The organism is Radicibacter daui (assembly GCA_030657355.1).
In the GTDB taxonomy this organism is placed as follows: domain Bacteria; phylum Pseudomonadota; class Alphaproteobacteria; order Radicibacterales; family Radicibacteraceae; genus Radicibacter; species Radicibacter daui.
Genome location: CP131056.1, coordinates 3,025,808 through 3,051,643 on the forward strand (window position 1 = coordinate 3,025,808; position 25,836 = coordinate 3,051,643).

20 protein-coding genes are annotated in these 25,836 nt (G+C 65.0%); 12 read left to right on the forward strand and 8 right to left on the reverse strand.

Annotated elements, in window-relative coordinates:
• The first annotated feature begins 98 nt into the window (after window positions 1-98).
• From QTL98_RS14250 to add, 9 genes are all read left to right on the forward strand, one after another.
• On the forward strand, window positions 99-1,676 hold the full coding sequence (locus QTL98_RS14250) for an ABC transporter ATP-binding protein (RefSeq protein WP_445679128.1): 1,578 nt from the start codon (window positions 99-101) through the stop codon (window positions 1,674-1,676).
• A gap of 77 nt (window positions 1,677-1,753) precedes the next feature.
• Window positions 1,754-2,893, forward strand: coding sequence for an ABC transporter permease (locus QTL98_RS14255; RefSeq protein ID WP_445679129.1), 1,140 nt, complete (start codon window positions 1,754-1,756; stop codon window positions 2,891-2,893).
• A gap of 3 nt (window positions 2,894-2,896) precedes the next feature.
• Window positions 2,897-3,868 (forward strand): ABC transporter permease, encoded by a 972-nt coding sequence (locus tag QTL98_RS14260; protein ID WP_445679130.1) that lies wholly within the window; start codon window positions 2,897-2,899, stop codon window positions 3,866-3,868.
• 3 nt (window positions 3,869-3,871) lie between these two features.
• Window positions 3,872-4,726, forward strand: a complete 855-nt coding sequence (locus QTL98_RS14265) for a purine-nucleoside phosphorylase (protein WP_445679131.1) — start codon at window positions 3,872-3,874, stop codon at window positions 4,724-4,726.
• Between the two features lie 134 nt (window positions 4,727-4,860).
• On the forward strand, window positions 4,861-5,583 hold the full coding sequence (deoC, locus tag QTL98_RS14270) for a deoxyribose-phosphate aldolase (protein WP_510637576.1): 723 nt from the start codon (window positions 4,861-4,863) through the stop codon (window positions 5,581-5,583).
• A gap of 103 nt (window positions 5,584-5,686) precedes the next feature.
• On the forward strand, window positions 5,687-7,021 hold the full coding sequence (gene deoA, locus QTL98_RS14275; protein ID WP_445679133.1) for a thymidine phosphorylase: 1,335 nt from the start codon (window positions 5,687-5,689) through the stop codon (window positions 7,019-7,021).
• Window positions 7,022-7,113: 92 nt separating this feature from the next.
• On the forward strand, window positions 7,114-8,064 hold the full coding sequence (locus QTL98_RS14280; protein ID WP_445679134.1) for a DMT family transporter: 951 nt from the start codon (window positions 7,114-7,116) through the stop codon (window positions 8,062-8,064).
• Window positions 8,065-8,114: 50 nt separating this feature from the next.
• Window positions 8,115-9,092, forward strand: a complete 978-nt coding sequence (locus QTL98_RS14285) for a DMT family transporter (protein WP_445679135.1) — start codon at window positions 8,115-8,117, stop codon at window positions 9,090-9,092.
• A gap of 36 nt (window positions 9,093-9,128) precedes the next feature.
• The gene (gene add / locus QTL98_RS14290) at window positions 9,129-10,124 is read left to right on the forward strand and encodes an adenosine deaminase (RefSeq protein WP_445679136.1); all 996 of its coding nucleotides are present in this window, start codon (window positions 9,129-9,131) and stop codon (window positions 10,122-10,124) included.
• Between the two features lie 154 nt (window positions 10,125-10,278).
• Here add and QTL98_RS14295 read toward each other — a convergent pair whose 3' ends face one another.
• Together QTL98_RS14295 and QTL98_RS14300 are read right to left on the reverse strand one after the other, a co-directional pair.
• Window positions 10,279-11,244, reverse strand: coding sequence for an MBL fold metallo-hydrolase (locus tag QTL98_RS14295; protein ID WP_445679137.1), 966 nt, complete (start codon window positions 11,242-11,244; stop codon window positions 10,279-10,281).
• A 142-nt stretch (window positions 11,245-11,386) separates the two neighbouring features.
• Window positions 11,387-12,016, reverse strand: a complete 630-nt coding sequence (locus tag QTL98_RS14300) for a phosphoribosylanthranilate isomerase (RefSeq protein WP_445679138.1) — start codon at window positions 12,014-12,016, stop codon at window positions 11,387-11,389.
• 232 nt (window positions 12,017-12,248) lie between these two features.
• On the opposite strand from QTL98_RS14300, the gene QTL98_RS14305 reads away from it, so the two are divergent.
• Entirely contained in the window at window positions 12,249-12,755 is a 507-nt protein-coding gene (locus QTL98_RS14305; RefSeq protein ID WP_445679139.1) for a group III truncated hemoglobin, read from the forward strand.
• 520 nt (window positions 12,756-13,275) lie between these two features.
• Here the strand turns inward: QTL98_RS14305 and QTL98_RS14310 are convergent.
• From QTL98_RS14310 to QTL98_RS14325, 4 genes are all read right to left on the reverse strand, one after another.
• Window positions 13,276-14,319, reverse strand: coding sequence for a GNAT family N-acetyltransferase (locus QTL98_RS14310; protein WP_445679140.1), 1,044 nt, complete (start codon window positions 14,317-14,319; stop codon window positions 13,276-13,278).
• A gap of 8 nt (window positions 14,320-14,327) precedes the next feature.
• Window positions 14,328-14,927 (reverse strand): helix-turn-helix domain-containing protein, encoded by a 600-nt coding sequence (locus tag QTL98_RS14315; protein ID WP_445679141.1) that lies wholly within the window; start codon window positions 14,925-14,927, stop codon window positions 14,328-14,330.
• Between the two features lie 220 nt (window positions 14,928-15,147).
• Window positions 15,148-15,681, reverse strand: a complete 534-nt coding sequence (gene ahpD, locus QTL98_RS14320) for an alkylhydroperoxidase, AhpD family (RefSeq protein ID WP_445679142.1) — start codon at window positions 15,679-15,681, stop codon at window positions 15,148-15,150.
• A gap of 148 nt (window positions 15,682-15,829) precedes the next feature.
• Window positions 15,830-16,369 carry a peroxiredoxin gene (locus QTL98_RS14325; protein WP_445679143.1) on the reverse strand — a complete coding sequence of 180 codons (540 nt, stop codon included), beginning with the start codon at window positions 16,367-16,369 and terminating at the stop codon, window positions 15,830-15,832.
• A 142-nt stretch (window positions 16,370-16,511) separates the two neighbouring features.
• Between QTL98_RS14325 and QTL98_RS14330 the strand changes: the two genes are divergently transcribed.
• Complete coding sequence (locus QTL98_RS14330; RefSeq protein WP_445679144.1) at window positions 16,512-17,456, forward strand: LysR substrate-binding domain-containing protein; 945 nt, start codon at window positions 16,512-16,514, stop codon at window positions 17,454-17,456.
• A 14-nt stretch (window positions 17,457-17,470) separates the two neighbouring features.
• Here QTL98_RS14330 and QTL98_RS14335 read toward each other — a convergent pair whose 3' ends face one another.
• Together QTL98_RS14335 and QTL98_RS14340 are read right to left on the reverse strand one after the other, a co-directional pair.
• A complete protein-coding gene (locus tag QTL98_RS14335) occupies window positions 17,471-21,643 on the reverse strand; it encodes a translocation/assembly module TamB domain-containing protein (protein WP_445679145.1) in 4,173 nt (1,390 codons plus the stop codon).
• Complete coding sequence (locus QTL98_RS14340) at window positions 21,640-23,535, reverse strand: autotransporter assembly complex protein TamA (RefSeq protein WP_445679146.1); 1,896 nt, start codon at window positions 23,533-23,535, stop codon at window positions 21,640-21,642. Before QTL98_RS14340 ends, QTL98_RS14335 begins: the two co-directional genes overlap by 4 nt.
• 240 nt (window positions 23,536-23,775) lie before the next feature.
• Here QTL98_RS14340 and typA point away from each other — a divergent pair, with 240 nt between their 5' ends.
• Window positions 23,776-25,590 (forward strand): translational GTPase TypA, encoded by a 1,815-nt coding sequence (gene typA / locus QTL98_RS14345; RefSeq protein ID WP_445679147.1) that lies wholly within the window; start codon window positions 23,776-23,778, stop codon window positions 25,588-25,590.
• The last annotated feature ends 246 nt before the right edge of the window (window positions 25,591-25,836 follow it).

The following is a 25,836-nucleotide window of genomic DNA, read 5'->3' on the forward strand; positions in this document are numbered from 1 at the left end:
GGCCGGTCCCTTGCTGCCCCGATCAGTGCTGGCGCAACGCGGCCGCTGGCGACAAGCCGCAGGCGCGGTGCCGCTGACCGAAGGAAATTCTCAAGCGCATGACTTCGGCCCCGAACAAGCCCGCCTCGAAAGCTGCTGCCCTGCCCGCCCTTGAGCTGCGCAAGGTCAACAAGTGGTTCGGCACCAACCATGCCAACCGCGACATCGACCTTGCCGTCCAGCCGGGCACCATTCACGGCATCATCGGCGAAAACGGCGCCGGCAAATCGACGATCATGTCGATCGTTTACGGCTTCTATTCCGCCGACAGCGGCGAGGTGCTGGTGAACGGCACGCCCGTGACCATCACCAGCCCGAAGGACGCGCTGGCCGCCGGCATCGGCATGGTGCACCAGCACTTCAAGCTGGTGGACAATTTCACCGTGCTGGAAAACGTCATCCTCGGCGTTGAAGGCGGCATGAAGCTCGCCGCCGGCATGGCCAGGGCCCGCGCCGAGCTGGAGCGGCTGGAGCGCGAATATGGCCTTGAGGTCAGCCCCGACAGCGTCGTGGAAGATCTGCCGGTCGGCATCCAGCAGCGCGTGGAAATCCTGAAGGCGCTCTATCGCGGCGCCGACACCCTTATTCTCGACGAACCCACCGGCGTGCTGACGCCGCAGGAAGTGGATGAACTCTTCCGCATCCTGCGCCAGCTGCGTGAGCAGGGCAAAACCATCATCATCATCACCCACAAGCTCGGCGAAGTGATGGCGCTGACCGACCGTGTGTCGGTGATGCGCCGCGGCGAGATGGTGGCCCACCGCCAGACCGCCGAGACCAGCAAGGAAGAGCTGGCCGAGCTGATGGTCGGTCGCAAGGTGCTGCTGCGCGTGGCCAAGGGCCCGGCCAACCCGGGCGCCACGGTGCTGAAGATTGACGGCCTTAACGTCATCGACGGCCAGGGCGTACGCCGGGTCAAGGACGTGTCGCTCGATGTGCGCGCCGGCGAGATCGTCGGCATCGCCGGCGTCTCCGGCAACGGCCAGTCAGAGCTCTTGCAGGCACTTTCCGGCATCATGAAGCCTGCCTCCGGCCAGATCCTCTACAAGGGCGAGGATATCGCCGGCGACCCGGCGAAGCTCAATGCCCGCGCGCTGCGCAAGGCCGGTGTCGGCCATGTGCCGGAAGACCGCCAGCGCGAGGGGCTGGTGATGAGCTTCCTAGCCGCAGAAAGCGCCATCCTCGGTTATCACGACCTGCCGGCCTATAACCGCGGCATCCTGATGGACCGCGATGCCATCATCGCCGAGACGCAGCGCTATATCGAAAAATACGATGTCCGGCCGACGAGCCCGACCTACAAGAGCTCCAACTTCTCCGGCGGCAACCAGCAGAAGCTGGTGCTGGCCCGCGAGATCGAGAACGACCCAGACCTGCTGCTGATCGGCCAGCCGACGCGCGGTGTCGATATCGGCGCCATCGAGTTCATCCACTCCCGCCTCATCGAGATGCGCGATGCCGGCAAGGCCATCCTTGTCGTCTCGACCGAACTCGACGAGGTGATGTCGCTCTCCGACCGTATCGTGGTGATGTTTGACGGCCATGTGGTGGGCGAGCTGCCCGCCAGTGAGGCCGACGAGCGCATTCTCGGCCTGATGATGGCCGGTATCGACCCGAAGAAGAACCAGGCAGCCTGAAGCCCGCCGCCCCTCCCCTTAAAGAGGGGCGGAAATCTTATTCGACCCTATCCAGAGAACAAGAAAAGCAAGCACCGATGGCGTCCCCCGCAAGCAGTAAACCCGGTGAGATACCCGGCTGGATCTACAATGTGATCCTGCCGATCCTGAACCTGCTGGCCGCGCTGGTGGTCTCGGGCATCCTCATCCTGCTTATCGGCGAAAACCCGATCAATGCCTTGTGGGTACTGATCCAGGGCGCCTTCGGTTATGCCGACAACATCGGCTACACGCTTTATTACGCAACCAGCCTCATCTTCGTCGGCCTCGGCTTTGCCGTGGCGGCGCATGGCGGCAAGTTCAATATCGGCGGCGAGGGCCAGGGTTATATCGGCGGTCTCGGCATCGGCCTTGCCTGCCTTTACATGGGCAGCACGCCGTGGCCGATCGTGATGCTGGTCGCCATCGTCGGCGGCGCGGTCTGCGGCGGCGTGTGGGGTCTGGTGCCGGGGTATCTGGCCGCCAAACGCGGCGCGCACACCGTCATCACCACCATCATGTTCAATTTCATCGCCTCGGCGCTGATGACCTACCTGCTGGTGGACGTGCTGATCCGCCCCGGCCAGCAGAACCCGGAATCCGAGACCTTCGCGGTCACGAGCCAGCTGCCGCAGGTGCGCGATATCCTGCTGAATTTCGGCATCAATATTCCGCCAAACCCGCTCAACGTTTCCTTCGTCATCGCGCTTTTGTGCTGCGTTGCCGTCTACTACTACATCTGGCGCACCCGCTGGGGTTATGAGCTGCGTGCCGTGGGGCAGAACGAGAAGGCGGCCGTCTATGCCGGCATCTCCCCCACCATGATCACCATCATCTCGATGACGATCTCCGGCGCCCTCTGCGGCCTGATGGGCCTCAATGTGCTGATGGGCGACCAGCATCGCATCGTGCTCAACTTCACCGCCGGGCTCGGTTTCGTCGGCATCGCGGTGGCACTGATGGGCCGCAACCACCCGTTCGGCATCCTGCTCGCCTCGCTGCTGTTCGGTGCGCTCTACCAGGGCGGCTCGCAGCTTTCCTTCGATATTCCGGTGCTGAACCGCGACCTCGTCGTGGTCATCCAGGGCCTCGTCATCCTCTTTACCGGCGCGCTGGAAAACCAGTTCAAACCCTATCTGGAATGGACGTATCGCCGCCTCACCCGGCAAAGCGTCCCCCAAAGCACCAAGGAGGCCTGAGCGATGGATAATCTCAACGACATCGTCACCATCCTCGCCTCCACCGTGCGCCTCGGCACGCCGCTTATCCTGTGCGCCATCGCCGGCCTGTTCTCAGAGCGCTCCGGCGTCGTGGATATGGGGCTTGAGGGCAAGATGCTGGGCGGCGCCTTCCTGGCCGCTTCCGTCGCTTACCTGACGGGCAGCCCCTGGCTCGGCCTGCTGGCCGCCATCGGCTTTTCCATCGCCATTTCGATGCTGCACGGCTATGCCTGCGTCACGCTCAATGGCGACCAGGTGGTGACCGGTGTTGCCATCAACATCATGATCGCCGGCTTCGGTCCGACCTTCGCTTTCTCCTGGTTCAATCTCGGCGGGCGCACCCCCAACCTGTCGGGCGGCCAGCGCTTCAAGGACATTACCCTGCCGCTGGCGGATACCCTGAAGGATGTGCCGGTCATCGGCACGATCTATGACGGGCTGATCAGCGGGCACAATATCCTCGTCTATGTCGCCTTTGCCGTCGTGCCGCTCTCCTGGTGGGTGCTTTACAAGACGCGCTTTGGCCTGCGCCTGCGCGCGGTCGGTGAAAACCCCTCCGCCGTCGACGTGGCCGGCATTTCCGTGCGCGGCATGCGCTACCAGGCGCTGGTCATCAACGGCGTGCTGTGCGGCATTGCCGGTGCCTACCTCTCCACCGCCCATGGCGCCGGCTTCATCCGCGACATGAGCGCCGGCAAGGGTTACCTTGCCCTTGCCGCCCTCATCTTCGGCAAGTGGAAGCCGGGCCCGACGCTTGCCGCCTGCCTGCTGTTTGCTTTTGCCGATGCCGTGCAGGTGCGCATCCAGGGTGTGCCGCTGCCCTTCATCGGCATGGTGCCGAGCTCCTTCGTGCAGATGATCCCCTATGTGCTGACGGTGCTGGTTCTGGCCGGTTTCGTCGGCAAGTCGGTGGGGCCGAAGGCCGCGGGCATCCCTTACGTCAAGGAGCGCTGAGCCATGGCCGGCACCACGGACGATTTTGCCGGACGCCCGCACGAGGCCGCCAACGCCATCGTTGCCGCGGCCCCCGGCATCACCCCGCGTGTGGCGCTGGTGCTGGGCTCAGGCCTTGGCGGCATTGCCGCCGGCATCAAGCCGACCGCGGTGCTGGATTATGGCGACATTCCCGGGTTTCCGGTGCCGAAGGTCGCCGGCCATGCCGGCAAGCTGATCCTCGGCGAACTGGCCGGCCAGAAGGTCGCCTGCCTGCAGGGGCGTGTGCATTTTTACGAAGGGCACAGCCCCGCCCCGCTCAAGACCATGATCCGCGCCATGAAGCTCATCGGCTGCGAGATGCTCTACCTCACCTGCGCCGCCGGCAGCCTGCGCCCGGAAATCGGACCCGGCGCGCTGATGCCGATCGGCGATCATCTGAACCTCATGGGCATGAACCCGCTAGTCGGCCCCAATGAGGATGAATTCGGCCCGCGTTTCCCGCCGATGGCGAATGCCTGGGACAAGGCGCTGCTGGAGCACCAACTGGCCGCCGGCAAGGATGTCGGCCTTACCATGACGCCCGGCACCTATGCCGCCTTCATGGGTCCTACTTTCGAGACCCCGGCGGAAGTGCGCATGGCGATGACGCTCGGCGCCCATGCCGTGGGCATGTCGACGGTGCCGGAATGCATCGTCGCGCGCCATTGCGGCCTCAAGGTTACCGGCACCGCCGCCATCACCAATCTGGGCGAGGGCCTTTCCGACGAAGCACTGAGCCACGAGCAGACGCTGCGCGGCGCGGTGGATGCCGCCGCCGGTCTTGAAAAACTGATCCCGCGTTTCCTTGCCACCTTGCCGGCCTCCCTGCCGCGCTGACGCGCTGGCTCGCGGCCTTTCTTCCGACTGACGGTCCTATCATGCAGCTCGACCCCGCCCTCGCAGAAATCCTGAAGAACTCGGCCGCCCTCGCCCGGCCGACGGCAGCCAGCGCCCAGCGCGCGCTGCAACTCATGGATCTCACGAGCCTCAATGACAGCGACACCGCCGAAAGTGTTGCCGCCTTCTCCCGCAAAGCCACAACACCGGCTGGCAATGTGGCAGCGGTGTGCGTTTATTCCCGCTTCGTGCCGGCGGCCCGGTCGGTGCTGGACGGCACCGGCGTGCGCATTGCCACCGTCGTCAATTTCCCCGGCGGTTTTTCCACGCCCGATGATGTGGCTGCCGAAACCCGTGCCGCGCTCGATGCCGGGGCTGACGAGATCGACGTGGTGGTGCCGGTCAAGGCCGCGCTCGCGGGCGACATGGCCGCCGTTACCGATGTGCTGACGGCCTGCAAGGAAGCCTGCGGCACCGCGCCGATGAAGGTCATCCTCGAATCCGGCCTCTTCACCGACGCCGCGCTTTTGAAGAAACTGAGCCAGACGGCCTGCGCCGCCGGGGCCGATTTCCTCAAGACCTCTACCGGCAAGGTACCCCAGGGCGCCTCGCTGGAGGCGGCTGCCGTCATGCTGTCGGTGATCGCCGACGGCAATCTCGGCGTCGGCTTCAAGGCATCGGGCGGCGTTGCCAGCAACGAGCAGGCGGCACAGTATCTTGCGCTTGCCGACACGCTGCTGGGTCCGGCCTGGGCCGGCCCTGCCACCTTCCGTTTCGGTGCCAGCCGCCTGCTGAATGCCCTGCTGGCCGATCTTGGCCAGGGTGGTGGTGGTAGCGGACCTTCTTCGGGTTACTGACCCCGACAAGCCGGGCGCGGGCGCGACTTCCAGATAAAAGGGCGCGGGGCACCCCTTCCGGCAACGGCAAGAGCCCCGCCCCGCAAGATCGGGAGGAACGGCCATGCTGCCGCAGGAAATCATCCGCAAGAAGCGCGACGGTTACGCGCTCACCGCCGGGGAAATATCCGGCTTTATCGAGGGTCTCGGGTCCGGCGCCGTCAGCGAGACGCAGGTGGCCGCCTTTTGCATGGCCGTGTTCTTCCGCGATATGACCTGGGACGAGCGCGTGGCCCTGACCCGCGCGATGATGAATTCCGGCACCGTGCTGGACTGGTCCGACCTCCCGGGCCCGGCCATCGACAAGCATTCCACCGGCGGCGTCGGCGACAAGGTAAGCCTCATCCTCGGCCCCATGATCGCGGCCTGCGGCGGTTTCGTGCCGATGATCTCCGGCCGCGGCCTCGGCCATACCGGCGGCACGCTCGACAAGTTCGACAGTATTCCGGGGTACCAGACGCAGCCGGGGCTGGACCTTTTCCGCAAGGTGGTGCGGGAGGCAGGCTGCGCCATCATCGGCCAGACGGCAGACCTCGCCCCCGCGGACAAGCGCATCTATGCGGTGCGCGACATCTCGGCGACGGTTGAATCCATCTCCCTCATCACCGCCTCCATCCTCTCCAAGAAACTCGCCGCCGGCCTCGGCGCGCTGATCATGGATGTGAAGTTCGGCTCCGGCGCCTTCATGAGCACGCTGGAGGATGCCGTCTCGCTCGCCGGCAGCCTCGGACGCGTGGCCAACGGTGCCGGCCTGCCCACCACGGCCCTTATCACCGACATGAACGAAGTGCTGGGCCGCACCGCCGGCAACGCGCTGGAGATGCTGGAATCGGTGCAGATGCTGGCAACCGGCAAGGGCGACCAGCGCCTGCGCGACATTACGGTGGAGCTGAGCGCCGAGGCGCTGGTGCTGGGCGGCGTGCACAAGGATAACGAGGCGGCGCGGGCGGATTGCCTTGCCTCCCTCACCGATGGGCGGGCGGCCGAACGCTTCGCCCGGATGGTCTGCGGCCTCGGCGGCCCGGCCGATTTCATGGAAAAGCCGGAGAAGTACCTTGCCGCCGCCCCGGTAGTGCGGGAAATACAGAGTGTTGAGAGCGGTTTCGTAACCCGGATCGATACCCGCGCCGTCGGCGTGGCGGTCATCGAGCTCGGGGGCGGGCGGCGCAACACCGGCGACGCCATCGATCACTCGGTCGGATTTGCCGGGGTTGCCGGCATCGGCGAAGCAGTTGGCCCCGGCGGCCGGCCGCTGGCGGTGGTGCATGCGGCCAGCGAAGCGGCAGCCGATGCGGCGGCAGCCAGTATCCGTGCTGCCTTTGCGGTTGGCGCGGAGCCGGCGGCACGGGGGCCGCTGGTGGCACGCCGGCTCAGCGCCGAAGAGGCGCTGGCCCTGTGACATCCGGCGGGGACAACGTGCCGGGGACGACAGAAGAACGAGGCGGGCCCGGCTGAAGGACCCGCCCTTTACGGTGGGGGAGGCAGGCAGCCATGGTGGATTACCGGCAAAGCGTGGGCAGGGCAGTCGCTCTGGCGGTGGCATCCTTCGCGCTGTTTTCCCTGCACGACACCTTCGTCAAGCTGCTCTCCCACGGGTATCACTCGTTCCAGATCGTCTTCTTCATCCTGCTTTTTGCGCTCATCCCCACCTCGCTGATGATCGCGGTGAGCAAGGAAGAAGCCTCGCTGCGTCCGCGCCACCCCTGGCTTTTGACGCTGCGCGCGCTGGCGGCCACGCTCGGCACACCCTCCACCTTCTATGCCTTCAACAAGCTCGGCCTTGCCGAGACCTATTCGCTGCTCTTCACCTCGCCGATGATCGTGACCGTGCTGTCGATCCCCATTCTCGGTGAGCGGGTCGGGATCAAGCGCAGCCTTGCAGTGGTGCTGGCCATGGTGGGCGTGCTTATCGTGCTGCGGCCGGGTTTCAGCGACCTCAATATCGGCCATGCCTGCGGCCTTTTCTCCGCCCTCACCTCCGCAACCAGCGCCATCATCATGCGCAAGATCGGGCCGGAAGAGCGCAGCGGCACCATGATCATCTATCCCATGCTGGCCAATATCCTGACCATGGGGCTACTGCTGCCCTGGGTCTATGAGCCGATGCCTATCGTCGATCTGGGCCTCACCGCAGCCTGCGGCATGCTGTCCTTCATCGCCCAGTTGCTGCTGGTCAACGCCTACCGCCGTGCTTCGGCCGTCACCATCGCGCCGATCCAGTACAGCCAGCTGATCTGGGGCGTGCTGGCAAGTGCCCTGCTTTTCAACCACTTCCCGGATTTCTGGGTGTTTGTCGGCGCCGGCATCATCGTGCTCTCCGGCCTCATCATCCTGTGGCGGGAGAGTACGAGCGGTGTCTCGCTCTTCCGCCCGGCGCTGCTCTCGCGCCTCATGCGCCCACAGGCCGGCATCATCACCACGCCGGAACGCAATTCGCGCTAACCGCGGTTTCCGGTGCCCTGCGGCACCGCTTTTATTCAGGCCTTCCCATCATGACCACCTCCGCTCCGGCCGCCGGCCATAACAATCCGCTGCGCGGCATCCTCCTGATGTGCGCCGGCGTCGTTGCCTTCACCATGCTGGACGCGGTGATGAAGGGTCTGGCCGAATGGTATTCGCCGGCACAGGTCACCTTCCTGCGCTCGGCCGCCGGCCTGCCTTTCGTGCTGGCCGTCGTGCCGTTCCAGGGCGGCTTCCGCTCGCTGGCGTCTCCGCGCAAGGGCCTTATGCTGGCGCGTGGTGTGCTGGGCAGCATCATGCTGGTGCTGTTCGTCTTTGCCCTGTCGCGCATGACGCTGGCCGACACCTATGCCATTGCCTATACGGCACCGCTTTTCGTCACCGCCCTCTCGGTGCCGCTGCTCAAGGAGCGGGTCGGCATCCACCGCTGGGCTGCGGTGATCGTGGGCTTTGCCGGCATTCTGGTGATGGTTGGCCCCAATGGCGGCAGTTCGGGCATCGCGGCGCTTGCCGCCCTTTTCGCCACCTTGGCCTATGCCCTCAGCGCCATCACCGGCCGCACGCTGAGCCGCACGGAAACCGTGGGCGCGATGAGCGTCTATTACACCCTTTCGATGGGCGCCATTTCCGGCGTGCTGGCGCTTTTCGACTGGCGCCCGCTGGTGCTGGAAAGCCTGCCGCTGCTGCTGGCCGTCGGTGTGTTCGGCACTTTCTCGCTGACGCTGGTGACCTCGGCCTATCGCGCTGCGCCCGCCTCCATCGTTTCGCCCTTTGAATATACCAGCCTCTTCTGGACCATCGGGCTCGGTTATTATTTCTGGGGCGACCTGCCGCAGCGGGGCTTCTGGTATGGCGCTCCGATTGTGATCGGCGCCGGTCTCTACATCCTCTATCGCGAAACCCGCCTGCACCGGCAGGAGAAGCTGGATGACACCATCGCCTGCGACACACCCCTGCCGGGCGCGGTCGCCAGCACCATCGGCGCCGATATCACGGCGCACGACGAGTAACCCTCTCCCGTCTCAACGGCCTGAAAGCATCCCTCCATGCCCCTCTCCGCCGCTCTCAAGGCTCTGCCCAAGGCCGAACTGCACGTCCATCTCGAAGGCACTGCCACCCCGGCACTGGTCAAGAAGCTGGCGGCGCGACACAGTGTGAGCCTGCCGGCGGAGATCTTCGCCGATGAGACGACCTATGCCTGGAGCCACTTCAACCACTTCCTCACCGTCTATGACGCGGCAAGCTCCGTCATCCGCACGCCGGAAGATTATCGCGACGTAACCTGGGACTATCTGCGCCAGTGCCACGAGGACGGCGCGATCTATGTCGAGATGTTCTCGAGCCCGGACCATGCCGCGATGAACGGCATGAGCTTCAAGGATCATCTCGACGGCATTTCCGCCGGCATTGCCGATGCAGAGCGCGATTTCGGTATTGTCGGGCGCATCATCGTTACCTGCGTCTCGCATTTCGGGGCGGAGAAGGCAGTGGAAGTGGCGCGTGAGACCGCGCGGCATGTCGGCCATCCCCATCTCGTCGGCTTCGGCATGGGCGGCAATGAGGTGGATTTCCGCCGCAGCGACTATGCCCCGGCCTTTACCATCGCCCATGAGGCGGGCCTGCCCTGCACCGTACATGCGGGCGAGACCGGCGGGCCGGAAGTGGTGCGCAACGCCATCGACAATCTGCCGGTAAAGCGCATCGGCCACGGCGTGCAGTCGATCTTCGATGCCGATCTTGTAAGGCGCCTTGCCGATGAGCGCATCGTGCTGGAGGTGTGCCCCACCTCCAATGTGCTCATCATCGACAAGTTTCCGACCTATGCCGACCACCCGTTCCTGAAGCTGCGCGAGGCCGGCGTGATCGTCACCCTCAACAGCGACGACCCGCCCTTCTTCCGCGCCTCCATCGGCGGGGAATATGCGGTGGCTGAGCGCGAGTTCGGGCTCGATGAACCCGCGCTGCGGGGTATCACCCGCAACGCATTGGAAGCGGCGTTCTGCGACGAGGCGACGAAGGCACGGTTGCTGGCGAAGCTTTGAACCATAAAAACCCTCCCCATTCATGGGGAGGTGGCCCGTGAGGGCCGGTGGGGGTAATGAGCCAATTCCAGGCGAAGGCCTGCGACCAGCTATTCCTCATTACCCCCATCCGCCGCTTACGCGGCACCTTCCCCGCCCTGGCGGGGAAGGATAATCAAGTCGCCGCTACATACCGGTAGGCACCGCCATCCCGCTCCGCCCGGCCAAGGCCCGGCCAGGGCCAGTGGTAACCCAGCATCAGTGTCTTGTCGGTGGCAACGCGATCCAGCAGGGCCTTGCGGGTGGCGATGGCCTGATCGGGGTCGCCGTCAAAGCCGAACTTCCAGTCCGGATGCGGGAAGAACAGCCAAGGCGCCACGACAGCATCGCCGGTGATGATGAGCCCGTCACCACCCGCCACCTCGAACGACACATGGCCGGGCGTGTGGCCGGGGGTTGCCAGCACGCGCACGCCGGTGACGATATCATCGCCCGGCTTCACCCGGACAACCCGCTCGGTTATCGCCTTGTAGTGCAGTTGTGCGCCGGTGATGAAGGGATGCAGTTCCTTCGGCAGCTTGGTAAAAAGATCGGGATCGTTCCAGAAATCCCATTCCGCCGCCGCCACATAATAACGGGCGTTTGGGTAGCGCAGGCCCTTCTCCCCGACCGCCGTGCCCCAGAGATGATCCGGATGGCCGTGGGTGAAGATGACGGCCGTAATGCTGGCGGGGTCGATACCAGCCGCGCGCAGATTTTCCTCCACCTTGCCGGCATGCGGATCGAACTGCGAGCCCGAACCGGTATCGAACAGCATCAGCTCGTCGCCCCGGCGCAGCAGGGTTAGGTTGGCGGGAAAATCCATCGTCGCCCCCCCGGCCGTTACTGCCAGCGCCGGCTGGCGCTCGGCAGCCGGCGTATCGAACGCCAGCAGGTCGGTGGAGAGCACAAGATATCCGTCGCTCACCACGCTCACCTCAAACTCGCCATGGGTGAAGCGATGCAGCGGCGCGGCGGCATAAAGCGGACGCGGCAAGGCCGTGGCGGCGGCAAGGCCTACCGTGCCGGCAAGCAGGCTGCGGCGGCCGAGCGGGGCCGCGAGTGCTCCGCCAGGCTGGCGCAGATCATCAAACTGGGTCATGGCCTTCTCTCCCACCTGGATCGTGCCGAAAGCCCCCGGGGGAAGGGGGGGCTACCGGTCACCATTACCATCAGGATGGGTGAAAACCCGGTTCCCCGCTTGAATTCTCAGCCGCCGATTTGAACGGTCGAACGCTTGTTGCCTAACCGGCTTCTTCCATGAAGCTGCGCAGCTTGCCCTCGTCGAGCCCACCTGAGGTGGCGATGCCCGCCGATACATCGAGCCCGAAGGGGCGCACCACCGCCAGCGCCTGGGCGGCATTTTCCGGCGTCAGGCCACCGGAAAGGAAGACCGGGCAATGCGCCTCTTCCACCACCCGGCGAGCGAGTGCGAGGTCCGGCAGGGCAAGGGCCTGCCTGTCGAGTTCGTGATGAGCACCAGAGATCAGCAGCGCATCCGCAAGCGACGAAAGATTGAGCGCCGCACCAAAGCTCCCGGCCCCGGCCAGCCGCACCGCCTGGATGATCTTGATGCCCGGCAGGGCTTCGCGCAGTTCGCCCGGATGGCCGTCCGTCAACGGCTCCAGCAGCTGGATGGCGCCGACCCCGGTTTCCCGCGCCAGTTCAATCACCGGTGCCGCGGCGACCGATTGTGTCACCAGCACCGTCATCACTCCCGGCGGGCAGGAGGCTGCGATGTCGGCGATATCTTCGGGCGGCAAGGCCTCGCCGGGAACATCGGCAACAAGGCCGATGAGGCTCGCCCCGCGCGCAATTGCCATCCAGGCCTCGACGGTATCGTGGATCTGGCAAATCTTGATGCGCGGCTTCATGGCCCTCTCCCTTCCCCGGCTGGCATGGGACCGCCACCCTATCACCGGCAACCGGCGAGGCAATCAACCGTTGCGGGGCAGCCCTGCAGGGCTGGGACGGAATGTCATGAGCGAGATCATAGTGCGGTGCAGCGGAAGGCTGTAAAACGCCGGTGTCACTTCTTGATAAAGAACGACCTCCCGCCGGAAAGCGCCCCATGTTCCGCCAGGTCGGCATGAGGAGCCTTTTGCCATGAGCCATGACACCAATATCCCTCTCGGCGAGGCCGGTCAGGGAGAACATCATCCCGCCGCCAGCCGCACGCGCCAGATGATGCCCAACGGCCGCCTGCGCCCCGATGGCCTCGACGAAGCGCTGATCACCCGCGTCGTGTACGGCTTTTATGACGCGGTGCGCGAGGACGCGCTGATCGGCCCGGTCTTCGCGGATGTAATCGCCGACAGCGCCTGGCCGGACCATCTCGCCACCATGGTGGATTTCTGGTCTTCCGTTCTGCTTGGCACCCGGCGTTATGACGGCCGCCCGATGCCCAAGCACATGGCGCTGCCGCAGCTGGCGGACGAGCATTTTACGCGCTGGCTCGAACTTTTCGGCCAGACGGTGCATCGCCTGTGCCCGGAAGATGCCGCTGCCCTTTTCATCGACCGCGCCGAACGCATCGCCCAGAGCTTCCGCATGAATCTGGCCTATTTCCGGGGCGGCGACCCGATGGCGGTAAAGCCGATGCTAATCAAATAAAGCATAATAATAACGTTAATAATTACACGCTTTATTCGACATCACCTGACCCTCTACCCAATTGAAAAACAATAGCCATAGATATGTGAATGCCCATCAAAAAACCCACATTATACAAAAAACCGAAATGAAACGTGGGATCTCCATATACATGGAACTTCAACACGTCATAACTTACACCCAACCCAATACTGTGAAAAAATCCCGCCAAAAACCCAACAATACATGAAAAAGGTGCCGCCATCCCACTCAGAATGCCAACTATTAACCCAGGATGATCGCTCATTCTCACACCAGTGGAATAACTATCGACGATTTCCTGATATTCAAAAGGAGTGTTTATGAAAAAAATCTTATAAACTAACAGAAATACTGAATACGCAGCCGATATTGTCAAAAAAAGCTTAAGACAGATCAGAAGCACACGCATTGGGCACCAAGCATTCAATGAAAAACCAGAAAAAGTATAAAATTTGAACCTCTTAAAAATGGTTAATCCCCACGCAAAACGATCAGAAAATTATACCTTCCTCTCTAAGCATGCAGATTCCGCCCGCCCGGTATAACGGCCATAATTCTCCCGCAGGCTGAAACCATGGCGATGATAAAAAGCCATGGCTTCGGCATTGGCATGACGCGTCTCCAGCCAGAGCTGGCGATACCCGAGTGCCCGGGCATTGGCCTCCAGCGCCGCAAGCACCGCACTGCCGATACCGGCGCGCGGGGTGGCAGCATACATGCGCTTGATCTCCCCCACCTCTCCCGACGGAACCCCTGCTGCTTCCAGCGGCAACAGGGCACCACAGCCGGCGGGCGCGTCACCGAGGCGGGCGAGCAGAAAGGCGCTGCGGGCATCACCCTCCTGCCAGCCGGCAAACCCGGCACGCCCGTCGCTGCCGAAACGGCGGCCAAGCTCGTCTGACAGGGCATCCAGCAGCGGCGCGGCCGCCGGAAAAGAAGGTGCCGAACGCTCCACGACCAGCCCCGGCGGCAGGGTAAGGCCGGAAAGGTGCTTGTAGAAGATATGCGTCGTCTCCGGCACGCCCTCAAAAGAAAGCGCATAGGCCGGAATGGAGCCGGAATAGATCCAGCCCAGCCGCCGGTAGAGCCGCTCGGCCACCGCGCCGCCGGTATCCAGCACCAGCGTGGTGCGACCTTCGCGCAGCGCGCGGGCTTCTGCCGCCTTCATCAGGGCTTCGGCGATGCCGCGGCGCCGGGCGGCAGGATGCACCAGCAGCTTGGAAATTTCGGCGCGCTGCACCCCGTTGGGCATGCCAGAGGGCACCAACTGTACTGTTCCGGCCAGACGGCCCTGCCAGCGCGCGGCAAACAGGATACGCCCGCCAACGGCGAGAGAGCCCTCCAGTCCGCTCCAGAACGCTTCCATTGCCGGATAGTCGTGCGGCAGCACGAAGCCGACACCGGCGCCCAGTTCCACGCAGGCGGCCAGCAGCGTGCAGAATTCCGGCACGGCATGTCGCAGCTGGGCAGCGCTCCATTCCTCGATCACGAAATCGGTTTTTTCGGCAGCAGCAGCCGGGTTGGCAGCGGGGGCGAGCGACATGATGGCTCTCAGGTCCTGACGATGAAGATGGCGTAAACCGCACCGCTTTCCGGCGGGCAAAGAAACCGGGTGGGGCCATAGAGGCGCACGCGCAGGCAGTCACCGGCCGTCAACCGGTGGGCCTTGCCTTCGATGAAGAAGTCGAGCTGGCCCTGCTTCAGCCAGATGTGCTGCTCCAAACCCGCGACCGGTGGCGCGTCGTAACGGATATCCGCGCCGGGCGGCAGCTCGCCCTCGATCACCTCACCCAGCATGTCCGCGCTCGGTGGCGATACCAAGCGGCGGCGATACCCCGTCTCGGGATCGATCCAGACCGATTGCGCGGCAAGAGGCATGAAACGGGCGCCCTGGCTTTCCACCTCCGCAATCAGCCGTGACATCGGCATGCCATAAGCGGCGCAAAGCTTGCCGAGCAGCATGGCAGTCGGGCTCGTCTCCCCACGCTCAAGGCGCGAGAGCGTGGCCCGGCTGATGCCGCTTGTCTCGGCCAGTTGATCCAGCGACCAGCCCCGCCCCTCGCGCAGCGCACCAAGACGTGCTGCAAGGCGCGAGCCCAGCGGATCATCGGCTGCGCCTGAAGTAGCGATATCGGAAGCGTTGTTTCTCATATTTGAGAAATTGCGCTCTAATACGAGAATGAGTCAAGAAACAAAAAAGCGGCCGGATTGCACCGGCCGCTTTTCATTCTTCCCTGCGCGTCAGCGTGGGGAAGGTGGCGAAGCCCGGATGGGGGTGTGGGCGGCCAAACCGGCGCCGATGGAGCCTGTCTTATCCGCCAACATCCCCCGCTGTCGCTTCGCGACATCTCCCCCATTCCGGGGGAGAATGTTATTCAGCCAGGAAAGCCTCGGCCTCGATGGCGACCGCCACGGCGTGGATCACAGAGGCGATGCGCACGGCATCCTGCACGCCTTCCTTGGTGATGCCGCCATTGCGCACGACCTTTTCATGGCTGTCGATGCACAGGCCGCAGCCATTGACGGCGGAGACGGCGAGCGACCAGAGCTCGAAATCGACCTTGTCGACGCCCGGATTGCCGATGACGTTCATACGCAGGCGCGCCGGCAGCTTGAGGTAATCCGGCTCGGAGACCAGATGGCCGAAGCGATAATAGATGTTGTTCATGCCCATGATGGCGGCAGAAGCCTTGGCAGCGGCCAGCGCTTCCGGGGACAGCTTCGTAGCGGCCTCGGCATGGATCGCCTTCAGCACCGTGGCCTGGCGGGAGGCATAGGCGCTGGCAAGCGCGGTGCCCCAGATCTGCTGCTGGCTCAGCGTGTTGGACTGCAAGACGCTGCCGATATTGAGCTTCAGGTCCTTGGCATAGTCCGGCAGGGCGGCCTTGAGCGTGTCGATGCTCATCGATAACTCCTCGTCACTTCGCTTGTGGCACTTCACCGGAGGGAGAAGTCGGGGCAAATGCAGGCAATAAAAAGGGCGCGGGCGGCGTTACCGGCACGCCCGCGCCCTTTTTCAGGTCTCTTTCCTCAGGGCCGTGAGGCCATCAGGATCAGGCAACCTTGAGGACGTCGTCGCCCTTGTTCCAGTTGCACGGGCACAGCTCGTCGGTCTGGAAGGCGTCGAGGGTACGCAGGGTTTCCTGCGGGTTACGGCCAACGCTCAGGTCGTTGATGGTGACGTGGCGGATGATGCCTTCCGGGTCGACCACGAAGGTCGCGCGCAGGGCGACTTCTTCCTGCTTGTCGAGGATGCCGAGAGCACGGGCCAGATCCTTGCGGATGTCGGCCAGCATCGGCGTCTTCAGGCCGTTGAGGTCGGCATGGTGGGTGCGCCAGGCGTGGTGCACGAACTCGTTGTCGGTGCTGGCGCCGAGCAGAACGGTGTCGCGGTCGGCGAATTCGCCATGCAGGGCGTCATAGGCCACGATTTCGGTCGGGCAGACGAAGGTGAAATCCTTCGGCCAGAAGAACACGACGGCCCACTTGCCCTTGATGTCGGCGCTGGAGATGTCCTTGAAAGCGGTCGCCATATCGAGCGAAACGCAGGCCTTCAGATTGAACTCGGGAAACTTGTCGCCAACGGTCAGCATGTTTTCTGCCCCCAAAACTGGAATTTCGAAAAGTCGGGAGAAGCGATCCCTCGTTGAGGGTCACTTCGCACATGCGGAAATCTGGGGGCAGCCATTCGATAAATCAAATAGCTTGTTCCAGATTTTTCAATAGGTTTTTCCTATGAGCAATATCACGCTGCGCCAGCTTCGTTATCTCGTCGCGCTTGCCGACCACATGCATTTCGGCCGGGCTGCCGAGGCAAGCCATGTCTCCCAGCCATCCCTCTCCGCCCAGGTGGCGCAGATGGAAGCGGAGCTGGGGGTAAAGCTGGTGGAGCGTTCCAGCCGGCGCGTGCTGCTGACCCCTGCCGGGGTGGAAGCCGCCGCCCGCGCCCGCCGCATTTTGCGCGAGGTGCAGGAGCTGGGCGATGCCGTGCTGCGTGACCGTGACCCGCTGGCCGGCACCCTGCGTCTTGGCGTCATCCCCACCATCGGCCCCTATGTCATGCCGCGCCTGCTGCCCCGGGTGCGGGAAGCCTACCCGGAGTTGAAGCTCTTCCTGCGCGAGGATCTGACCGCCAACCTGCTGACGCGCCTGCGCAATGGCGAACTGGATCTTCTAATGCTGGCCCTGCCGGTGGATGAACCGTGGGTGGAAAGCCGGCCGTTGTTTGAAGACCGCTTCCGTGTCGCGCTGCCTTCCGGCCATCCGCTCGGCCGTTTCAACCGGCTGGAAGAGGCTGACCTCGCCGGCCAGGAAATCCTGCTGCTGGAAGACGGACACTGTTTCCGCGATCAGGCGCTGGCCATCTGCCATCGCGGCGGTGCCGGCGCGCGCCACCAGTTTGCCGGAACCAGCCTTGAATCGCTGCGCCAGATGGTGGCGGGCGGCGTCGGCATCACCCTCTTGCCGGAAATTGCCTGCCAGGACCGCACGCCGGGCCTGACGCTGCGCGACTTCGTGCCGCCCGTGCCTGCCCGCACCGTCGGCCTTGCCTGGCGGCGCGGCGCCCCCGGCATCACCAGCTTCCGGGAACTCGCGGAATTCTTTGCCCGCAACTGGGTGGATGAAGGTGATCCGGTGGTGATCGAGGATGACGCGGCGCCGGCGGCCATTCGCCCCTAGACGGGCGGGCTGGACTAGTAATCCATCTCGAAGGTCAGGCCTACATTGGCGCCGCTGGTGGCGTTGACGCTCGATTCCGCACTCAGCGTATCGGTCAGTTTGATCTCCACCTTGGCACCGGTGCTATCCTCGGCAAGGCCCTGCTCCACACCCAGATAGATGCGGTCATTGATGTAGCGCCCGGCATCAAGGCTGAGATCGTCGCCGCCGGAGCCGGAGACGTTCAGCCGGTCGAGCCCGAAGGTCTGGCGCAGGCTGCCGACGATATCGGTTCCCCCACCAAAACCGGCGAGCGTTGCCGCCGACCGGGCTAGCTGCACGCTCTCATAGCCGTTGAGGTCCGAAAGCGGCTTGCCGAAGACGAGGCGGGCCAGGATCTCGTCCTGTGAAAGCGTGGGCGAGGAAGAGAGCGTTATGGAGGGCGACGACGGCTTGCCGGCGACCGTGATGGTGACGGTGGCATCGGTTGCCTTCAGCGAGGCGACCAGATCAAGCGTCGGCTCCAGCGACCCCGGCTCGAAGGTGATGGTGCCGGAGGTGAAGTTGTAGGTCTGGCCGAACAGATCGAGCGTACCGCGCTGGAGCTTGAAAGCACCGTTCATCTGCGGACTGTCCGCCGTGCCGGTAATGTCGATGCGCCCGCCAAGCTCTACATCCAGCCCGCGCCCGCGCACGAACACCTTGTTGGGGGCTTCCAGTGCCAGCTTGAGGCGAACGGAGGGGCCGGTATCGACGCTTGCTCCCGTCTCGTCCACGTCGGGCGGCGTACTGCCCTTGACCCGATACTCCACCACCGTAACCGAAGGCGGCAGCCGCTCCGGAATGCCGATATTGGCATTGTCGACCGTAATCGTGCCGGCCAGCACCATGTTGTCGAGCGGGCCGGTCAGCTTCAGGTCGCTGTCGAGGGCGACATCGGCGGTATCGAGCGCGACCGCCTGCGCCTTCACCGATTTCTGCGTGAGGTTGAAGACCGGGCCGGGGGTGCCGCCAAAGCGGATATCGCCCGCCAGTTCCATCCGCCCGCCCTTGGGAGTGGCGGCGCTGAATTTTTCGATGGTGAGGGTGTTACCCCGACCGACCAGATGCCCGTTGATGCGGCTGTAGGGCACGCCCGTCACCGGGCTTTCAAACCGGCCGTTCACCACGTCGGCGGTGCCGCGGATATTCGGGGCACCCAGCGTGCCGTCCACGCTGAGCGCGGCATCGAGCCGCCCGCCCGCCGTGCTGGCCGAAGCGGCAAGTGCATCGTTGAAGATGGCGAGATCGACACCGGCCTTCAGCGATGCGGTAAGCGCGGCAGAAGGATCGAAGGCCGGCAGGCCGGCGGCGCTGGAGGGCAAACCGAAACCGGCATCGGCAACAATGGTCTCTGGCGCCCCTTCCGGCCCGAGGGCGGCATGGGTGGCAAGCTGCCCGTCCGCCCAGCGCGCGGTGAGATTGAGATCAACGCCGGCAAGACCGGCTCCGGCCAACGCCTGCGTGCTGAGGCCCTTGCCGGTCACGGCCAGCGTCGCCTCCGGTGCCTTATGGCTGCCGGCAAGGGTAAAATCGACATGTGCCTTGCCCTTGACCTGCGGCGTACCCGGCACCAGACCCAGCCAGCGGAAATCCGCCGCATCCCCGACGATATGAGCCGTAAGGTCGCCGGCCTTCGACTGCGCAGCCTCTGCCGTCAGCACGAGGCCGGGTCCCTTGAGGGTCAGCGGGGTCAGCTCAAGCTGCGGGGCAAGGGTGAGTGTCGCCGGCTTCTGCAGGCTGACGGTGCGCTTGCGGCTCTCCAGCGTCAGCGAGGCCAGGGTCAGCGACGTTGCATCTCCGGCAAGGCTCGCACTGCCGCCAGCTTCAAGAGTTGCCTTCTGCGGCTCGTCAAGGCTGGCGGAAAGGTGCCAGTCCGGGCGCATCAGCGCACCGCTGGCCTCTGCCTTTACCTGCGGCAGATGCGCCGTGCCCGCCGTCAGCCCCTGCGCGACAAGGGCGACATCCAGCGTACCCTTGCCGAAGAGGTCGGCAAGCCGGGCGGTGCCGGTCAGCTTCTGAAGCGCCAGCTGGTCCGGCCCTGTGGAAAGTGCGGCAAGGTCAAGGTTGGCCGTCGCCGACTGGCGCCCGCCTGGCGCCGCCAGCGTGATCCCCAGCCGGCCGGAGCCGCCCAGCGGCTGGCGCAGCAGCTTGCCGAGCGCGGCAGCGTTGCTGAGCCGCACCTCAAGCTTGCCGTCAGTCAGTGGCGCCGCCCCGGCAAGATCGACTGTCGCGGCGCCCGAAGCCGCAAGGCCGGCAAGCGACAGCCTCAGATCAGAAACGGCAAGCCGCCCATCCTCCTGCCGGTGGACGGAGGCTGACAGGCCGCCATTGCCGAGCGGCTGACCGGCGCTGGCAAGCCCGGTCACCTTGCTGTCGAGCTTCATCTCCGGTGCCGCGAGGCTGCCGCTGGCCGTCAGCTTCGTCTCCACCGCCCCCGCCAGCGCCAGATCGGCGCCGAGGCGCTTCAGGTCGGGCACCGAAACCGTGACCTCCCCCGTCAGGACATCGTCGCCGACATGGGCATTGCCGGAAGCCTTGAGGCCGGCGGCGGTGAGGGAGAGGTCGCTGACAGTCAGCGGCAGGGTCGGCAGGCCGGCGAACTGGAAGGAAAGCTCCGCCTTGTCGCCCAGCAGCCCGTCTGCCGCCGGCACGCCAAGCGCGGGCCCGGCCAGCGCGAGATGCACCATGCCAAGCAGCGAGCCGCCGCCATCGCGCGCGGCATCCAGCGTCAGATGCCCGCTGCCCTTCGGGCCGAGACCCGGCAGAAGCGGGGCAAGCAGCGAAAGATCGGCAAGATCGGCATTGAGAGAGGCATTGGCAACGCCGGTCGCCAGACGCAGGTCACCGGCAAGCCCGGCGGTGCCGGCGGCGACCTTGAGCTCTGCCTGACGGAGGTCGAGCGCCTGCGCTGCCACGTCATAGCGGCCGGCGGCGGTAAGGCTCGCCGCCTCCCCGACCAGCGGGGTGAGCGCCGCATCAACAGGGGAGAGATCCGCCCCTTGCAGCGAGGCCGCCAGTTGCCATTCCGGCGCCGACAGCGTGCCGCCGGCGGAAAGATCAGCACCGAACTCCTGCCAGCCGAGCGGCACACCGATCGCCTGCCAGCGGGCGGGATCGGCAAGCGCCAGATGGCCGGTAAAGGCAAGTGCCCCGCCGGCGGAAAGGCTTCCATTGCCGGTTAACGCCGCGGCCGGCGTGGCGAGAGCCAGATCGGAGAGCGCGATATCCCCGCTGTTATAGGCCCCCTTGAGGTCCAGCGAGACCGGGCCGTCGGCCAGCGGTGCCACGGCGGGCGGCGCCAGCGCTGCCACCCGGCCGGAGAGGTGGAGATCCGCGGTCAGATTGTCGAGATCGGCGCCGCCGATATGGGCCGCGCCCTCCAGCGTGAGATCGGGTCCGGCAGCAAGGGCAAGGCCACCCTGCCAGGCCGTCAGCGGTCCCTCACCGTCGATACGGGCGGAGAGTGCCGGGGTGCCCGGTACGCCCATAAGCCCGGCGATGACGCCGCCGGCGGGCTCGCTGGCATCCAGATGCGCCTTGAGCGCGCTGGTGTCGGCATCGAAAGTCAGGCTGGCCTTGAGCGCACCACCAACGCCATCCAGCCGGGAAAGGTCGGCATCCAGCCTCGCGCCTCCGGCGGTGAGGGCTCCGGAGAGCAGGGCGGAAAGCGCCGCCGGATAACCGGCCACGGGAGCGGCCAGATCGAGCCGAGCCAGCCGAGCCTCATCCAGCGTTACCTCGACCGGCAATTGCGGCCAGTTGAAGGGTTCGGCGGTGCCGTCTTCGGGCTGCGCCGCCGCTGGTTCTCCAGTCGGCAGCCGGGCGAGGTGCAGCGTGCCCAGATCAAGCTGGCTGATTTCCAGCCGGTGCGAAAACAGCGCCAGCGGATGCCAGGCAATGCGCACCCGGTCGAGCGTCAGCCAAGGCTCCGGCCCATCGTCGCCAAGCGCGATGCCGGTCAGCGTGAAGTCCCCCGGGCCTTCGCCCTCAAGCCCGCCAATCTTGAGCGTGAAGCCGGGGCTGGAAGCCAGATCGCCCGCCAGCCGCACCAGCGCCTGCCGGCCCGCCCCTGTCGCCAGTGTGGCGGCCAGCGCACCCGCGACCAACAGCAGCACCAGCAGAAGGCCAAGCAGCCCTCGCAGCGTATATCGGACAAGCCGCCTCAAAAGGATTGCCCCAGACGGACATAGAACTGGAAGACGGCATCACCGTCGCGCGGGTTGACCGGGGTGGCGAAATCGGCGCGTACCGGGCCGATGGGCGAATAATAAATGATGCCAATACCGGTACCGACACGGATCTTCTCGGTGGCGAAATCAGGCGTCGCCCCCTTCGTCACGATGCCCGCGTCGAGAAAAGGCACCACGCCCCAGTCCTCGCTGAGGCGGAAACGCAGGTCGACACCGGTATAGGCGGCGGTGCGCCCGCCCGTCGGTGTGTCGCCATCATCGCGCGGCCCCAGACCCTGGGTCGGGAAGCCGCGTACGCTGTCGGCGCCGCCGGCATAAAGGCGCCTGTCGGCCGGCACATCTTCCGGGTGCACCCCAAGCAGCAACCCGTATCCGGCGCGCCAGCCCAGCACATGCGGGCGCTTTTTGCTGCCGAACGGCCAAAACTGGCTGAGCCGGGCATCGATACGCCCGAAGGGCAGCGTCTCGTCTCCGGTTTCGATATAGGGCGTTGCCTCCAGCTTCAGCGTACCGCCTTTCGTCGGGTTCAGCGCATCGTCCTGATCACTGGTCCTGAAGGCGAAGGGCATGCCGGCCAGCAGGAAGGTCTGTATCGGCGGCGTATAGTCGTCGGTGCGGGTATATTCGAGAGACAGCCCGGCCGACCCGGTGCTCTTGTCCCCGATCGGACGCTCCAGCGTGGCCTCGTTGGTAAGGGCCGTACGGGTATAGGCCACCGGCTCCTCCCGCAGCACCTTGGTGTTCAGGGTCAGCGTTTGCAGCGGCTGCAACACATCGGGCCGCGTATAGGTAAGCCCGAGCGACCCGTCGCCGCTGCCGCCGTCAGCGGCCAGGATGCGGCCGACCTCGGCGTCGAGCCGCAGCTCGTCACCCTCGCCGGTAATGTTGCGATGGCCCCAGAAGGTGTTGGCGCTGAAACCGTCCGACGTGCCGTATTTGATGCCCGCGCCGATAAAGTGCGGATCACGGGGCGTCACCTCCACCACAACCGGCAAGGTGCCATCGCTTGCCAGCGTATTGGCGTTGCGGGCGCGGACGGCGGAGAAGAGATCGAGCTTGCTCAGCTCCGATTCTGTCCGGCTCAGCTGCGCTGGATCGAACTTGTCACCCCGCCCCCAGAACACGCGGTTACGCACCAGCTGGATATCGGTGTCCCCGAGCCCCTTGACGCTGACATCACCCATGCCCGCCGCCGGCCCGGTATCGACCGTGTAGGTTACGTTCGTGGTGTGGGTTGCCGGGTCCACCACCACATCCATGTTGCGTACCGCCGGCAGCGGATATCCCAGCTTGCGCAGTGCCCCCGGCAGCCCGTCCCGCGCGGCGACGATGGCTGCGCCGGTGGCCGGTGCACCATGGCCAAGCCCGGGCACGCCTTTGGGAAACAGCGTGGCCGGATCGGCCGGCGACCCGGGTGCCGGCTCCAGCCTGGCAACATCGATGCGGTAAAGCTCTCCGGCGGACGGGGTGATGGTGACAACCCGCCGGCCTTCCTTGTCCTTCTGCGTGGCCGGGGCCGAGATGCTGACCGTGCCGTCGTAAAAGCCCTCGGAGCGCAGGACGGTGGCGAGCCCGTCCTTCTCGCGCAGGATGCGGCGGGTAAGCCCTACCTCGCTCGCCGGCGGGGATTTTTGCAGCGAGACAAGGATGGAACTTTCCTTGAGCTTGGCGAGCACCGCTTCCGGCACCTTGGGCGCCGACCATTCCACGCTGTAGGCAACGGCATTTTCGCCGGCCGCTGTTTCCGCCGGCTTGCCTTCCACCGGATCGGGCTTGATGGGCTGGGGCTGCACCGGCGCTGCCGATTCCGGTACGGCGGGCTGATCTGCCGCCAAAACCGGCTGTGCATACCCGGCGGCCATCAGCATGAGGGCGCCCGCAAACCGTACCGCCGACCGGGCGCAGCACCCCTCAGCCGGCAAAAAGCGCGCAAACCGGCCCTTGCGCAGGGGCCTTTGTGTAAATTTCGTCACCATTTCCCGCCACAGTTGCCTGCCCGATGTGGCGAAGCAAGGGCGCATGGCCGCCCTGCGCGGCGCTGCATTGCAAAAATCCGCTTTTCAGAATACACAGCGCACCAATTGCAACTCCCGACACTTCGAGTTTCCATGAGCCAGCGCAACGTCGCCATCATTGCCCACGTCGACCACGGCAAAACGACCCTTGTGGACGTTTTGCTCCGTCAGAGCGGTACTTTCCGCGAAAACCAGCAGGTCGCCGAGCGGGCGATGGACAGCAACGACCTGGAACGCGAGCGCGGCATCACCATTCTCGCCAAGTGCACCTCGGTGGAATGGGATGGCGTGCGCGTCAACATCGTCGACACCCCGGGCCACCAGGACTTCGGCGGTGAAGTCGAACGTATCCTGACCATGGTCGACGGCGTGGTGCTGCTGGTGGATGCCGCCGAAGGCCCGCTCCCGCAGACCAAGTTCGTGCTCGGCAAGGCCCTCAAGCTCGGCCTCAAGCCCATCGTGCTCATCAACAAGGTCGACCGTCCGGACGCCCGCGTGGATGAAGTGCTGGACGAGATCTTCGACCTCTTCGTTTCGCTGGATGCCGATGAAGACCAGCTCGACTTCCCGACGCTTTATGCGTCCGGCAAGGAAGGCTGGGCCGCGCTGGCGCCGGAAGGCCCGCGTGAGGACATGCGTCCGCTGTTTGACAAGATCGTGAGCCATGTGCCGGCGCCGAACGTCAGCGACGAAGGCCCGTTCCGCATGCGCGCCACGATCCTGGAAGCCGACCCCTATCTCGGCCGCATGCTGACCGGCCGCGTCGAAGGCGGCGTACTCAAGGTCAACAGCGCCCTCAAGGCCCTGTCGCGCAATGGCGATCTGATCGAGAACTTCCGTGCCGCCAAGATCCTGGCGTTCCGCGGCCTTGCCCGTGTGCCGCTGGACGAAGCGCGTGCCGGCGACATCATCACCATCTCCGGCATGTCCAAGGCCACCGTGGCCGACACGCTGTGCGACACCTCGGTCAGCGAGGCCCTGCCGGCCCAGCCGATCGATCCGCCGACCATCGCCATCACCTTCTCCGTCAATGACAGCCCGCTGGCTGGCCAGGAAGGCGACAAGGTGACGAGCCGCATGATTCGCGAGCGTCTGCTGCGGGAAGCCGAAGGCAATGTCGCCATCCGCGTGACGGAAAGCGACAGCAAGGACAGCTTCGAGGTTGCCGGCCGCGGCGAACTCCAGATGGCCGTGCTCATCGAAACCATGCGCCGCGAAGGCTTCGAGCTGTCGATCAGCCGTCCGCGCGTCCTCTTCAAGGAAGAAGACGGCCAGCGTATGGAGCCGGTGGAAGAAGTCGTCATCGACGTGGATGAGGAATTCTCCGGCGCCGTCGTCGAGAAGATGAGCCAGCGCAAGGGCGAACTGGTCGAGATGCGCCCCTCCGGCGGCGGCAAGCAGCGCCTGCGCTTCCTGGCCCCGACGCGCGGCATGATCGGCTATTTCGGCGAGTTCCTGACCGATACCCGCGGTACCGGCCTCATGAACCGCATCTTCCACAGCTACACCCCGTACAAGGGCGTCATCCCCGTGCGTAACCACGGCGTGCTGATCTCCATGGAACAGGGCGAAGTCACCACCTACGCGCTCGCCGCGCTGGAAGATCGTGGCCCGCTGATGGTCGAGCCGGGCAACAAGGTCTATCAGGGCATGATCATCGGCGAGCACAGCCGGGGCACCGACCTCGACGTGAACCCGCTGAAGGCCAAGCAGCTCACCAACTTCCGCGCCGCCGGCAAGGATGATGCCGTGAAGCTGACCCCGCCGATCCGCGTGACGCTGGAAATGGCCATCCCCTATATCGGCGATGACGAGCTGGTCGAGGTGACGCCCAAGACCATCCGCCTGCGCAAGCTCTATCTCGATCCGAACGAGCGCAAGCGCTTCGCCAAGAAGATGGCCTCCTGATCCGTCAGGCCCGGCCAGATGACTGACAAGACGCCCTTCCGGAAATCCGGGAGGGCGTTTTTGTTTGCGTGGGCGCCCGGCAAAAATTCTCCCCCATTCATGGGGGAGATGTCGCGAGAGCGACAGTGGGGGATGTTGGCGGACGAGACGGGCTCCTTCAGCGCCAGGCCACATCGCACACACCCCCATCCGCCCTGCGGGCACCTTCCCCACAAGTGGGGAAGGATAGTCTTCTGATAATAAAGA

Excerpts from the sequence above, each read along its gene's own strand:
- QTL98_RS14250 (WP_445679128.1), top strand. The coding sequence starts at position 99 with ATGACTTCGGCCCCGAACAAGCCCGCCTCGAAAGCTGCTGCCCTGCCC.
- QTL98_RS14255 (WP_445679129.1), top strand. The coding sequence starts at position 1,754 with ATGGCGTCCCCCGCAAGCAGTAAACCCGGTGAGATACCCGGCTGGATC.
- QTL98_RS14260 (WP_445679130.1), top strand. The coding sequence starts at position 2,897 with ATGGATAATCTCAACGACATCGTCACCATCCTCGCCTCCACCGTGCGC.
- QTL98_RS14265 (WP_445679131.1), top strand. The coding sequence starts at position 3,872 with ATGGCCGGCACCACGGACGATTTTGCCGGACGCCCGCACGAGGCCGCC.
- deoC (WP_510637576.1), top strand. The coding sequence starts at position 4,861 with ATGGATCTCACGAGCCTCAATGACAGCGACACCGCCGAAAGTGTTGCC.
- deoA (WP_445679133.1), top strand. The coding sequence starts at position 5,687 with ATGCTGCCGCAGGAAATCATCCGCAAGAAGCGCGACGGTTACGCGCTC.
- QTL98_RS14280 (WP_445679134.1), top strand. The coding sequence starts at position 7,114 with ATGGTGGATTACCGGCAAAGCGTGGGCAGGGCAGTCGCTCTGGCGGTG.
- QTL98_RS14285 (WP_445679135.1), top strand. The coding sequence starts at position 8,115 with ATGACCACCTCCGCTCCGGCCGCCGGCCATAACAATCCGCTGCGCGGC.
- add (WP_445679136.1), top strand. The coding sequence starts at position 9,129 with ATGCCCCTCTCCGCCGCTCTCAAGGCTCTGCCCAAGGCCGAACTGCAC.
- QTL98_RS14295 (WP_445679137.1), bottom strand. The coding sequence starts at position 11,244 with ATGACCCAGTTTGATGATCTGCGCCAGCCTGGCGGAGCACTCGCGGCC.
- QTL98_RS14300 (WP_445679138.1), bottom strand. The coding sequence starts at position 12,016 with ATGAAGCCGCGCATCAAGATTTGCCAGATCCACGATACCGTCGAGGCC.
- QTL98_RS14305 (WP_445679139.1), top strand. The coding sequence starts at position 12,249 with ATGAGCCATGACACCAATATCCCTCTCGGCGAGGCCGGTCAGGGAGAA.
- QTL98_RS14310 (WP_445679140.1), bottom strand. The coding sequence starts at position 14,319 with ATGTCGCTCGCCCCCGCTGCCAACCCGGCTGCTGCTGCCGAAAAAACC.
- QTL98_RS14315 (WP_445679141.1), bottom strand. The coding sequence starts at position 14,927 with ATGAGAAACAACGCTTCCGATATCGCTACTTCAGGCGCAGCCGATGAT.
- ahpD (WP_445679142.1), bottom strand. The coding sequence starts at position 15,681 with ATGAGCATCGACACGCTCAAGGCCGCCCTGCCGGACTATGCCAAGGAC.
- QTL98_RS14325 (WP_445679143.1), bottom strand. The coding sequence starts at position 16,369 with ATGCTGACCGTTGGCGACAAGTTTCCCGAGTTCAATCTGAAGGCCTGC.
- QTL98_RS14330 (WP_445679144.1), top strand. The coding sequence starts at position 16,512 with ATGAGCAATATCACGCTGCGCCAGCTTCGTTATCTCGTCGCGCTTGCC.
- QTL98_RS14340 (WP_445679146.1), bottom strand. The coding sequence starts at position 23,535 with ATGCTGATGGCCGCCGGGTATGCACAGCCGGTTTTGGCGGCAGATCAG.
- typA (WP_445679147.1), top strand. The coding sequence starts at position 23,776 with ATGAGCCAGCGCAACGTCGCCATCATTGCCCACGTCGACCACGGCAAA.